The 12,486-nt window shown below is 49.4% G+C and carries 9 protein-coding genes; 5 read left to right on the top strand and 4 right to left on the bottom strand.

What is annotated here, in order from left to right; all coding sequences use genetic code 11:
* Positions 1-10: 10 nt before the first annotated feature.
* The 3 genes from AAC007_RS11005 to AAC007_RS11015 form a co-directional block, all read right to left on the bottom strand.
* Positions 11-1,054 (bottom strand): imelysin family protein, encoded by a 1,044-nt coding sequence (locus tag AAC007_RS11005; RefSeq protein WP_296436430.1) that lies wholly within the window; start codon positions 1,052-1,054, stop codon positions 11-13.
* 110 nt (positions 1,055-1,164) lie between these two features.
* Positions 1,165-2,604, bottom strand: a complete 1,440-nt coding sequence (locus AAC007_RS11010; RefSeq protein ID WP_296436432.1) for a di-heme oxidoredictase family protein — start codon at positions 2,602-2,604, stop codon at positions 1,165-1,167.
* A gap of 3 nt (positions 2,605-2,607) precedes the next feature.
* Complete coding sequence (locus tag AAC007_RS11015) at positions 2,608-3,873, bottom strand: imelysin family protein (protein WP_296436434.1); 1,266 nt, start codon at positions 3,871-3,873, stop codon at positions 2,608-2,610.
* A gap of 176 nt (positions 3,874-4,049) precedes the next feature.
* On the opposite strand from AAC007_RS11015, the gene AAC007_RS11020 reads away from it, so the two are divergent.
* Positions 4,050-4,925: a CoA ester lyase gene (locus AAC007_RS11020; RefSeq protein WP_296436435.1), complete on the top strand. Its 876-nt coding sequence runs from the start codon at positions 4,050-4,052 to the stop codon at positions 4,923-4,925.
* Between the two features lie 28 nt (positions 4,926-4,953).
* Here AAC007_RS11020 and AAC007_RS11025 read toward each other — a convergent pair whose 3' ends face one another.
* The gene (locus AAC007_RS11025) at positions 4,954-5,964 is read right to left on the bottom strand and encodes an alpha/beta fold hydrolase (protein WP_339676760.1); all 1,011 of its coding nucleotides are present in this window, start codon (positions 5,962-5,964) and stop codon (positions 4,954-4,956) included.
* Positions 5,965-6,207: 243 nt separating this feature from the next.
* Between AAC007_RS11025 and AAC007_RS11030 the strand changes: the two genes are divergently transcribed.
* From AAC007_RS11030 to AAC007_RS11045, 4 genes are all read left to right on the top strand, one after another.
* On the top strand, positions 6,208-8,358 hold the full coding sequence (locus AAC007_RS11030; protein ID WP_339676762.1) for a TonB-dependent receptor: 2,151 nt from the start codon (positions 6,208-6,210) through the stop codon (positions 8,356-8,358).
* A gap of 104 nt (positions 8,359-8,462) precedes the next feature.
* Positions 8,463-8,867: a nuclear transport factor 2 family protein gene (locus tag AAC007_RS11035; protein ID WP_339676764.1), complete on the top strand. Its 405-nt coding sequence runs from the start codon at positions 8,463-8,465 to the stop codon at positions 8,865-8,867.
* Positions 8,868-9,188: 321 nt separating this feature from the next.
* Positions 9,189-10,118: an OmpA family protein gene (locus AAC007_RS11040; RefSeq protein ID WP_339676766.1), complete on the top strand. Its 930-nt coding sequence runs from the start codon at positions 9,189-9,191 to the stop codon at positions 10,116-10,118.
* A 35-nt stretch (positions 10,119-10,153) separates the two neighbouring features.
* Positions 10,154-11,839, top strand: a complete 1,686-nt coding sequence (locus AAC007_RS11045; protein ID WP_339676768.1) for a hypothetical protein — start codon at positions 10,154-10,156, stop codon at positions 11,837-11,839.
* The last annotated feature ends 647 nt before the right edge of the window (positions 11,840-12,486 follow it).

Raw genomic sequence — 12,486 nt, forward strand, 5'->3', positions numbered from 1 at the left:
TTAGGTGTGCTTAGTCGCCATCCTTAGAGTTAAACCCGAGGCTGACACCTAGAACCGTCGGTAAATCATTTCGTAGTAGAGCAAGCAAGTGTGTTAATTCAGCATGAAGGCCGAGTATCGCCTGGCGACGTTCAGGTTTATTTGCTATCTCAAACAAGCTGCCGTCTATAGCCGATGCCGCAGCGATACTTTGCTGGAATGCCTTGTTAATGTTGTCGCTAAGTTCGCCCTGTTGTTTGACCTCACGTAGATAGTCGTCAATGCCGTAGCCCTCATTGGCATTAAAAACACCTTTGAGGGCGATTAAGTTGGTGATGATGGCATCCTTGGAGTACTGACTGCGCCACCATTCAAGTTGGTAAACCTGGGTTTGCGCTGGCCTAGCTTCGGTCTCTTGGCCGATGCCGCTTATGCCTAGTGGTCGTTCAAGCTTGTCTCGTTTTATCAATTCAATACCAGATACTAAGGTGTCTAATAGATAGGCGATCGCGACATTGTCGTCTGGGAACTCAGGGTTTTTGTCGCCTGTGTTACTGAATGTTGAAAGGTAATTGCCGTCGTCGATGCGCCAATTATTGTATAGCTCGGCGCTGACGGTGTGCAGGTGTTCGCTAACGGCAACTAGCAGTTCGCAGCGACGTTGGCCAAGCTCCTGGAGATAGCGCTGTGGCGTGCCGGCTTTGTTGTCAAACAATAAATATTCCAGGGAAGAAAGACCTTGTACAACGACGCTGGCCTCATCTACGCGCTGCTGTGTTATTGGACCATCTTCCTTTAAAAGGCTTTCAACTTTGCGGGCGATAAGATTTTTCTTGTCTGGCCAAAACTGAATTTTCCATGCTTGGTTGTCCACCATTAGGGGACCAAACTGAATGTTTTGAATACTTGACCATTGCCTAGCAGCGTCTTTCCATTTTGTGCGGGCAAGCTCGAATTGGGCGTCATTGTTGGGTGACTGGCAATACTGGGTCGTTGCAGTGGCGAGCTCTTGGCTGGCAATACTAAAAGATTTATAGCTATCGAGGAAACTCAGTGTGGCAGTATCGATTAGCACTTTAGTGCTTGGTGGAGGGCTGCAGGCTGATATTGCAGCGAGGCTCGCGCCAATAATATATGCGCGTGCTGAATTTTTTCTTAGTGATAATTTAATCGCTGCAAAAATCATTAAAGTGCCTTTAAAAAATGTAAGAGCGCTGCGTGCTCTGATTCTGAAAGTTGTGTGAAACGTGACTTGCTTGCGGCAGCCTCGCCGCCGTGCCAGAGGATAGCCTCCGCAATGGATCGTCCGCGACCGTCGTGTAATAAGCGCGCATTGTCGGAATTCTCTGCGCGGATGCCAAGCCCCCAGAGTGGGGCGGTACGCCATTCAGCGGCGGCGGTGCCATCACTCGAATACTGGTCTGCAAGGTTGGGTCCCATATCGTGCAGGAGTAGATCGCTGTAAGGATAGATGGTTTCAGTAATTACGTTTATTTCTTGAGTATTGCCGCCACCATCGACTGCGGCAAAGGGGCTTGCGGGTACTTCAATATTAAAGGACGGTATGTGACAAGCCGCACAGCCAATGTGATTAAAAATGGTCTTGCCCTGCAGACTTAGTTCGTCGTGCGCCGCAGCGGGTACCGCTAAGTTTGCAATATAGTCTGTGACGGCGTTAAGCAATTTATCGCTGATTTCCATTGCGGTGTTTGATGGTTCACTGCAGTCGTTTTTGGGGCAGGCCAGCGGTGGATGCCGCGATGAGGTAATGCCCATATCTTCAAAAAACGCGAGGGCAACTTGCGCGATTAAACTTTCCTGGGATGCCTTCCAGCCAAAGCGTCCTGGCGCTGGGAGGTCGCCATTGCCCCGTACTATATAATTTACGGCGCCGGAGATTCCGTCTCGATTGATGTCGGTCGGGTCACTGTTGGCAATGATATCGTCTGTCTTGATGGCAGCGAGCAAGCCCATGCCGATGAGCGCGGGGGCGAGGCGTGCAGAAGTCGTTTTCTGGCTACCATCAACCGCGTAATTGCGCTTTGTTAAAGCGTATTCGCTGCCGTCTGGTAATACAATGTCCTGGGTGATGTCGCGCCACGTGACTCGGCCCTCGGGTTCACTGCCGGGGTTTGCCATATCTTGCAGTTGCTCGCCAAAGGTGGGGAACTGTGTGCCCAGCCGTAAAATTAGGCCTAAGCCGTTTTCTGGCAAGCGACCCTGACCATTGCGAATGTGGCAGCTACTGCAGCTGTTGGCGTTGAATAATGGGCCTAAGCCATCTCTGGCTGTCGTTGTCGCAGGCGCGCTGACCCAGGCCTGGGTCGCAAAGCTCTTGCCCACCGCCCACTCAAGTTGCTGCTCAGCGCTTAATTTGGGCTGCGGGCGCTGTAAGCTTTGCCGGCCTCTACTCGCGATGGTAAAGCTTCCACCGGCAAGGTTGTAGGCGAGTGGGGCGGCGGTGAGCTCAAGGTGGGGGACGGCGTGTGATGAGATGTTATTTAACGTAGTTTTAGGGGCATCTGCCTGGCCGCAGCCAGTGCTTGTCGCAAGTGCGATAGTGATTAGGGCGCCTAGAAGCGCCCCGCGAATGTGGCTAATGTTGCCTCGCAGTCTTGCTCGCAAGAACTACAGTCCGCTTGCGTTGGGGTCGATGCCTATCGCACTGGCGGCTTGTTCAATACTGCGAGTTTGGTCAACTAAAGCACTGAGGATATTGCTGAGTATTTCTTCGCCACGTTTATTGCCCTCGGCAATCATCATGTCGAATTTCATTGGTTTTTCTTTTGCTTCCGCTGCATTGGTTAAGACGGTTAACGCGGTCATGGTTTTGTTGAGCGCTTGGCGGGTTTGTTTGTCGACAGCGGGGTTCGCCTTTGCGACTAAACTACTCAACGAGGGACCGGTGAGTACTGAGCCATCGAGCCGGCGGTATTTACCCAAATACAGATTTTGAATGCCTAAGCCATTGTAATAGTGAGACCAGTGGGTGTTATCGCTAAAGCAGTCGTGTTCATCTTCGGTGGAGTTTGCTTCAAGTGAAACCTTGATACGTTCACCGCCTAATTCACCTAAAGATAGCGATCCTATGCCGTAAAACATGCGGGCCAGGATTACGTCGTCTTTCATTGCCAATAATTCTGCGCGGTAGTTATCGGCAATTTGGGGTGACCACTGCTGACTCATAAAGTGCAAATCGTCGACTAGCAGGGCGGTAACGACTCGGAGGTAATCCGCGCGGCGATCACAGTGCTGGTTAGTGCAGCCGTCGCCGCTGATGTAATCGGTATAGGGCCTCTCTCCGGCGCCGAGCTTGTGTCCGTTCAGGTCTTGGCCCCACAGCAGAAATTCGATGGCGTGGTAACCTGTGGTGACATTTGCCGCTGAACCGCCTAGTTCGTGCAGACTGCGCAGCAGTTCAGCATCGATTTTTGTTGCGTCAATCACGTCGCTGCCAATGTTTAAGCTGGTATTGGCAATAATATTGAGTTCACCACCGATATTACCCAAGGCATAAAAATAGTCGCCGGCCACGTAATCTATTAAGCCTTCGTCTAGCGGCCAGCTATTTAGCTTTCCTTCCCAGTCGTCAACCACGGGGTTGGCGAAGCGAAATACTTCACTTTGTTGATAGGCTTTACGCGCGGTCTTCCATGCATTTTGGGCTGCGATGAGGCCAGCTTGGTCTGGTGCCGCTAAAAAGGCGGTGATGTTGTCTTGCAATGCCTGTCCGCTTTTTTCTGCGTCGCTGTATATGGCGAGTGCTAGCTCTGTGTATTGAATAGCGACCGCGCGTTTATCACTTTCGCTTATCGCCTGCGGTGCTGCAAACGCAGTGTGAGTGAAAGCGATAAACCCTAAGGTACTTAGGATTTGGCGTAACAGAGCTGGCATGGATTGTCTCCGCAGATAATTAACAGTGCAGGCAATAAGCCTGGGTCGTCATTCTACCTGTAGTTGATAATTATTCGCAATTAATGCGTGGCGAAAATTAGCTATTCGCGGTGTGGATAGGGTCTGCAATCACACCGCTGTGCTAAACTTTCCGCTTTGCCTTGGAGATGCTTTACATGGCCACTAATCCTCGTCGCTCAGTCTTGTATATGCCGGGTTCTAACGCCCGTGCACTGGAAAAGGCGCGCAGTCTGGATGCGGATGTGCTTATTTTGGATTTAGAAGATGCGGTATCGCCGGCACAAAAAGCGGTTGCTCGCGATCAAGTATTGGCTGCGGTAACCGACGGGGGCTATGGTCGTCGCGAACTGGTGGTAAGGATAAATGGCTTTGACACGGAATGGGGGCGCAAGGATATTGAAGCGTTTGCCAATGCGCCCATTTCGGCGCTTTGCTTGCCTAAAGTTGAGTCGGCAGCAGAAATTCATGCTGTTGTTCAAGTTTTGCAGCAGGCTGGTGCTAACGCCAATCTCAAACTCTGGGCAATGGCTGAAACACCGCGGGGCATTTTAGCGGTCAGTGAGATTGCGGGTGCCCATGCGCGTATGGACGCTATTGTGTTGGGAACCTCTGATCTAGCGAAAGACTTGCGCGTTCCTCATACTCCGCAGCGTCTAGGTATGCTCACCTCCCTGGGAATGTGCGTGCTTGCGGCGCGGGCTCACGGTATCGATGTGTTTGATGGGGTTCACTTGGATGTAGACGATGAAAACGGCTTGCACACTGCATGTGAGCAGGGCGTCGAGTTAGGCTTTGATGGTAAGACGCTTATTCATCCCAAACAGATTGCGGTGACGAATCAGTTGTTTTCTCCCTCAAGTGATACGCTTGCCCGAGCAGAAAAAATTCGTTTAGCTTGGCAGGCCGCAGAAGCAGAAGGTAAGGGCGTGGTCTTGGTTGATGGTCGTTTAGTAGAGGCGCTCCATGTTGAGGAAGCCGTCCGAGTCTTGGCCATTGCTGAGCAAATCGGCGCCCGAGACGCGGATTTGTAGGGTCTGGCGGTGCGGCTTACCACAGCGCTCAGGCCGCGCCATTTTTTCCGGGTTGACCGCTGGGGTAGCGACACAGATTAATGAGCTCTAGCAGGCGACCGTCTAGCCAACTGTCCAATTGATAGTTTTTAACGAAGCCGCAATGGCCGCCATACTGCTTAGTTTCAATATGCAAATATTGGCTGGCGGCCAATCGGCTGAGGTCTTCGGATAAAATGATTGGGTCGTCTTGGGCGGCAATAATATGCGCCGGTGATGAAAGACTTGCTAATACGTCATCGGCAATGCAATAGGCTTTAAAGTAGTCTTCTGGCGTGGCAAATTGAGTGTGGTTGGGTATGAAGTATTTATTCATTTCCCGCAGGCTTTTTAGCTTGAGCAAATTGTCTTTATAACCAAGCTCAGGATAGAGGCGGATCTTCTTTTGTAGCGATTTTTGCCATTTCCTGACGAAGTACTTTTCGTAGCCCCACCAACCTGTCTCTAAGGCTAACATCGTTTTTGCAGGGTCTACAACGGGGCATATACCAATCGTCTGCTGAATATTTAAGTCGGCTTCAGCTGCCTTTGCCGCGACCCGCAATGCGAAATTTCCGCCCAGTGAAAACCCCGCCAGAAATTGCCACTCATGGGGATACGTAGCGTGAATCGCTTTAATAGCTCCGATTACCTCGTCTAGCCTCGCTGAATTGAAAAGCTCTTTATTTAGGTGATGGCTGGGGCCATGATCACGCAGGTTTAAGCGGAATACATCATAGCCGGCATTAAAAAAGGTGCCGCCAGCCGATAGCATATAACTAGATTGTGAATTGCCTTCCCAGCCATGAATAAGCGTAACTATTCCTTTGCTTCGCTTTGCTTGGGTAGCAAATTCGCCGAGCAATTGGTGGCCATCACCGCAGTCTAAGATAACGGTCTTGCTCGCGTTGAGCATCGCTTTGGCGCGGGGATAAATACGCAGCCGACGTAATCTAGTCGAGGAGAGTAGCGTTTGAGCATGGCAATTTTGTAAAAGCCCCGTTGGAGCGAAGTCGTTCATATGGTTATTTTATATCCTGTTCTACGCAATGGCTTGGGCCGCGATACTGGCTGTCTCGATCTGCACTACTGCACATCTCAGATTATGACCTACGCCGAATGGGTGATGTTCCCTAACTCCAGTTCGCTGCGATTATTCGCAGCGCATTTATGGTGTTTGCTAAAAAGTCTGCTAAATATACTAATAAGGCTTTGAAAAGCCTCAAATAACAATAATTATGTCAGTATGACATGGGAGATAAAAATGACCACTCTATATAAATCTGCAATAGCTTTGGCTGTTGCGGCATCTTTTGCAACGTCTATGACTCACGCGGAGGCTACGGCAGGCAAGGCGCTCAGTTTAGAGGAGGTGTTGGTCACCGCTGAAAAGAGAGAGCAATCCTTACAAAACACACCCATCTCTATTTTGGCATTTTCCGCCGAAAAACTGGCGCGATTTGGTGTGAGCGATTTAGGTGATATCAGCGGTCTGGCACCGAATGTGGAAATTACGCCATTTCCAATTAGTCGCAGCTCTCTGATTGTTTTTATGCGAGGGGTAGGTAATAACGACAGTCAATCAACCCAAGACCCTGCGGTAGGTGTGTATTTAGATGGCATCTATATGGCGCGGAGTATCGGGCTGACCAGTGATGTCGCCGATCTTGAAAGAATAGAGGTGTTGCGAGGTCCGCAAGGCACCTTATACGGGCGAAACACCACTGGCGGTGCGATTAATTTAATTACAGCTAAGCCGGCAGACGAGGCGGGGATTAGTCAAACCGTGAGTCGTGGCAATCGCAGTTACTGGAAGTCACTCACGAAAATAGAAACGGGCAAAGTCGGCGATGTCGCGGCTAAATTAACTTATTTACGCTCGGCCCATGAGGGTTGGGTCAAAAATGCCGGCCCGGGTAAAAACTTTGGTGAAGAAGATAAGTCCGCCGGACGTTTCGCACTGCGCTGGGATGTTAATGACGCGATCTCGGTAGATTATGCCTACGACTTTTCAGAAATAGACGGTCCACAGCATTATTATCAACCTATTGCTGGCGTGTCGCCAAATCCCGCCGTACCCGCCAGTGGCAGTCGCAATGGCAGTGGCCAGTGGTTTGGTGGGGTATTGCCGAGTAACACCGAAATCAGTGGTCACAGTTTGATTGTGAGCTTAGAAACCTCGGTGGGTGTCGTAAAGTCGATAAGTGCTTACCGCGAGCTGAACGAAAACATAGTACAAGACTACGCCGCTGGTGCACCAGGTTTCCGGGTAAACGTAGATGTTGATCAAGAGCAGTTTTCGCAAGAGCTTCAGTTGGTTGGGGACTACGGCTCAGAATTTAATTACGTGGCGGGACTGTATTATTTCATAGAGAAGGGCAATGAACTTGAGTCTGACAAGTTTGCAGGCTTTCCTGTAGAGACGCGCCAAGTCATTTCAGAGAGTGAAGCTCAGGCAGTTTATGGCCAGTTTACGTGGTCACCTTCAGCCTTAGGCCACCGCTTGGATATCACCTTGGGTGGGCGGTATACAGCCGATGATCGCTCTGCCGATAAAACCAGTACTAACTTTTTTGGTGGACCGCAGTCGGGGAGTGAAAGCTGGAGCCATTTTAATCCCAGTTTAACCCTAGATTATGCATGGACTGATACCTTAAGCACCTACGGTAAGGTAGTCAGTGGCTACAAGTCAGGCGGCTTTAACGTGCGTAGTACCGAAGCCGGTTTTCAGCCACCCTTTGATGAAGAGAATATCTTGTCGTATGAGCTGGGTTTGAAGTCGACTTGGCTTGATCGTCGAATCAGCTTTAATGCCGCCGTGTTCCACGCAAAATACACCGATATTCAGCTTCAGCAAATAACGAATAATGCGACGATCTTCTTAACAGATGTGTTTAATGTGGGTGAAGCTAAGGTAGATGGTTTTGAATTTGACCTAATGGCGGTCGTGGTCGAAGGCTTAACCTTGCAAGCGTCCTACGGCTATACCGATGCGGATTTTGTTGAGTATATTGATCAGCGTCCAGCTGAGTCTACATTTGGCCAGGATGTCTCGGATCGCGCTGTTATGCCTTATGCGCCAGAGCAATCATTCACAGTGGGCTTGGATTACGAAAAGCCGATCAGTATAGGTGTTCTTCAAGCGTCGGTGGACTACAACTGGCGTGACGAGCGCTATGGCACCGCGTTTAATGACGATTTACAGGGCTTTTTCCTGGATGAGAACGGCATAGTTAACGCTCGCTTGGCCGTCACAGAGATTTCGATTGGTAAAGCGAGCTTAGAAGTTGCGGCGTGGGGGCGCAACCTGGACAGTGAAGAGTACAAAGTACATTCAATCAGTCTGGATACTTATCGCAGTGCCTATTTTGGCGAGCCGAAAAGCTATGGAATAGACGTCACACTTAGTTTCTAAGGTCTGAGTTTTTAAATCCAGTGCATTGTTCACTGTTCTGCTAAGTTCATGCGCCGGTATTCATACCGGCGTTTCATCATTGTAAAGACTAAAATAGGTTTGATATGGGAAATGCACAATTAGCCTTAGCCGCCAGTCGTTTGTCTGGGCAATACGTCGAGCAAGGTAACAAAGCGGCGTGGCTTGATTTATTTGCAGAAGATGCCTGCGTTCAAGACCCCGTTGGGAAATCACCCTTAGATCCATCGGGGCTTGGCCATATAGGCAAGGCAGCGATCGCTGATTTTTGGGATATGGTGATAGCCGCGGGTGATATAGAGTTTACTATTGTGTCGTCGCATCCAGCGGGAGATGAGTGCGCCAACGTCGTGAGAATGGTCAATAACTTGCCGGGTGATATTAAAATGGAGCTTGATATGGTGGTGGTTTATACCGCAAATGGAGACGGTAAAATCACATCCCTCAAGGCATACTGGGATTTTGACGCAGTCCAGCAGCAGCTGAGCTGAGACTCTCTTTACACCGTTAATATCTCGCGACAAGCAAGCTCGTTCTGAAAAATGGGTCTTTGTGCCTATTAATTATATTTTATGTGTTTGATACTTGTGTAAAATCTGCGAAGCCAGCCCTGTTTTATCGGCTGGCTTTTTGCTATTTAGTGGTAATCTGGCGTTAGTAACACCTCTTGTAAGTGGTGAATAACATTGCGGCGTAATGAATTGATTTCGTTAATGTCTATAATCATATTTATAAATGCCTGCGTATGAGTGATTAACTTGGTTTTAGTGACACGGTTTTTAATGCTAGCTCTGGTGCTCATAGTTTCAGCTATGTCATTAACTACGCGTGCACAAATAGTAAATATCGAGCTTTTGGGGACGTCACTCACCGCACCGGTGAATGACGTATTAGCGGACATTAACTTGCTAAGCGCCGATAGCGGTGGCATGGACTTGCTAGGTGTTGAGCTGCTTGGCTCTGATGCTCTGTTTGGCGTTAACCTTAGCGGTCAAGATATATTGCTGCTGGGCGCGCCTGTGGCGGGCGGTGCTGGCGTTGGCGATTTGTCAGGCCTAACAGGCGCTGTTGATGGCTCACAAGGCGCAGTGCTGGAGTTTTTGCAAGATACGGCAATGGGGGATATTAACCCGACCGTATTAACGTTGTCTTTACCGGGGTCTAACGGACAGCCAGTGTCGCCGGACGTTGACAACACAAAGGATAGAAAAGCCGCCTCTAAACCTGATGTGTTGGCGGTGTTGTCAGGCGACAAGCTCGGTGCTTGTAACGATAGAGATAAAGATAGCGTTTGCGACAGCGAGGACCGCTGCTTAGGCACACCTGCGGGTGCCATTGTCTTGCCCTCTGGCTGCCACTTTGATCCCGCTAAACCGCTTGCTTTGCAGGGAGTGACCTTTGCGGCTGGCACGGCGGTACTCACTGAGTCGTCTGCCGCTACCTTGAGCAAAGTCGCGAGGATTATAAAGTTTATACCGCTTAGAAAAATTGAACTCGCGGGACATACCGATGATGTTGGTAGTCTCGCTGACAACCAATTACTGTCAGAACGACGCGCGCAAGCTGTTAAGAGATATTTGGTGGCAGAAGGTGTTCCCGCAAAATTGTTAGTGGTTAAGGGTTACGGTGAGTCACAGCCTCTGATTTCCATCGACGGACTTGAAGGCAGTGCCCTCAGCAAAGCGCGTACGCACAACCGGCGAGTAGAACTGCGTTCACTTGACGGGCGGACTCAGCGCTGAATCTCGAGCCAAGATAATAGAAATTTGGAGTAAGCATGGCTATCGATTTACCACCCGTAATCCCACCGCAGGCGTCAACCGCAGAGCGTATTGAGCAATACGCTGCGGCGCAATCGGATTCAATTGTTGACGTGAAGGTTGGCGGCTACGATCTGCGAATTTCTGGAAATCGCTACCTCACCCGTGAACAAATTGACTTGATTATGGGAGTGGCTAAAACGCCTGCACAGGCCGTTAATGCCTTAAATCAAGCCTATTACCAGTTGGGTCATTTACTGGTTACGGTGTATTTTGCACATCGCGATAACGTTATTTACGCCCACGTTATAAATGGTCATTTATCGGCAATAAAGGCGCCAGAAAGTATATCTCCCTATTTTTCGGGATTGATAGGTGATCAGGATTTAACGCGCACTGAATTTGATACCAAGCGGGTCTTAGCCAATCTAAAAAGTGATCGTGCGGGTTTAAACTACGCGGTTACCTACCAGCTTTCAGAGGATCCTACGGCATTTACTATCGTGCTAACAGAAGCAAAGAAAGAAGACCACGATAGTACGGATTTAAGTCTAAGCGCCAATAATTTCGGCAATCGGTTTTTGGGCCGTTACTTTGCCAATGCAGGCTTAAAACACGATTTTGAAAGTGGCGTGGAAGCCTCGCTTTCCTATGACCGTGCACTGACGGAATTCGGTGAAGTGAGCGGTGGTCAATACTATAACGGCTATACATTTAAGCTAAATTATCCCAGTAGTTTTGGTCTATATGGTATTGAGGCGCGTTATATAGAATACGAACGTGATACTGAGGCTTTAGTGGCTGGCCCGAGCGCTATCGATAGCCTGTTGTGTACGATTCCCTTGGTTTGCGAGTTGACAGGTGGTTTGGGCTTAAGTATTGGCGGAGGGACAACTGAGCAGGTCTGGCTGCGTTTAGTTGCCGAGGCAACGACGATTGCTCTTACCGGTGAACAGGTGGTGAGTAGTGATGCGCTGCATCGTTTCACGGTCTCTCAGCGCTTGGAAAAAGTAGATAGCGTGATTGATATAGAGGGGTTCGGTGACGTGCTTGATGAGCCCCAAACAAGCCTGGAACTTGGTCTAAAATATAACCAGTTAATTCGTCTGTTTGGCGTGGGCAGTCAAATCACCGCTCAGGGTTTCGTCGAGGCTGGCTTAGAGTCAGATGCTGGAACGCTAAGCACAGATACCCGTGAAGGTGTGGTCGCTACTGGCCGTCGAACCGGTGAGTATTTGTTATTTAAACCCCGCTTCGGCCTCAAAATGGCGGTGAGTGATTGGGCCACATTGAAGGCAGACGTCATCGCGCAATTCTCGAATGATGAGCAACTGCCCTTGCAGCAACAGTTTTTCTTGGGTGGCGCGGCGGGGCTAAACGCGTATTTGCCCGGTGTATTGGTGGGCGATTCAGGTAGTTATACTAAGCTAGCCTTTGAAAGTAATGGCCTGCCATTATTTGGCATGACCGTTACGCCGGCAGTCTATGTGGAGCATGGCCAAGCGTGGTTCGAAAATGCCGCTGGCGAGGCCGGCAATACGCGCGCAATTGCCGATGCTGGACTTAGTGTAAAGGCCGAGCTAGGTAAACATTTTGTGACTGAAATAGTCGCCGCCAAGCCGGTTTATGACGACAATCTGGATGAGGATTCATTGTCGCAGCTTGAAGTCGATTTTTACTGGCGTCTATCCCTCACTTTCTAAATCTGATTTTTTAATCAGTCCGTGTTTAGAGCGGCTTTCGTAAGCCGCTTTTTACGTGTCTATCTGGTATCTGCGGTCATGGGGTTTTGACTGGATACTTTTCCCATACTTACTATCCGCATATTAATGGATGCTTACTTATAGCCGCCCAACCACTGGTAGGGAGTAGGTGAATTGCGCTTGAAGGCGCAATTTAAAAACTAACCGTATAGGCGGGGAATGCAGCATAGATGCTCGCGGTAAATTTGATTATCGTTGAATTCCAATGCCATCATGTTTGATTTTTTATGGCGAATACTTCTTTTGTGTTTGATCTTGAGTATCTGCGTTTTGATGGTATATCTCGGCAAGCAGGTCGCCGACGCGTTCAATCGCTTTAATTTGGAAGCCTAGCGCGTCCCGTTCCCTCCATTCCAGTAACCTCGCACTACAAGGCGAAAGTGCCCCAAATTCAGCACTCACATCTTAGTTCCTAAGATTCGACCTGTTCATTTGAGGGTATGTGGCTTTTTTGATGCTAACCGCCAGCTTCGAACATTTCTCAGAAAACATCATTCCGGCTGTCTCAATTATTGCACTGTTAACAATGTGGGGCGCAGGCATAAAAATGCGCTATTATTGCGGCTTGTTTGTATCGACGTTGCTGG

The organism is uncultured Zhongshania sp. (assembly GCF_963975605.1).
Classification (GTDB): Bacteria; Pseudomonadota; Gammaproteobacteria; order Pseudomonadales; family Spongiibacteraceae; genus Spongiibacter; species Spongiibacter aquimaris.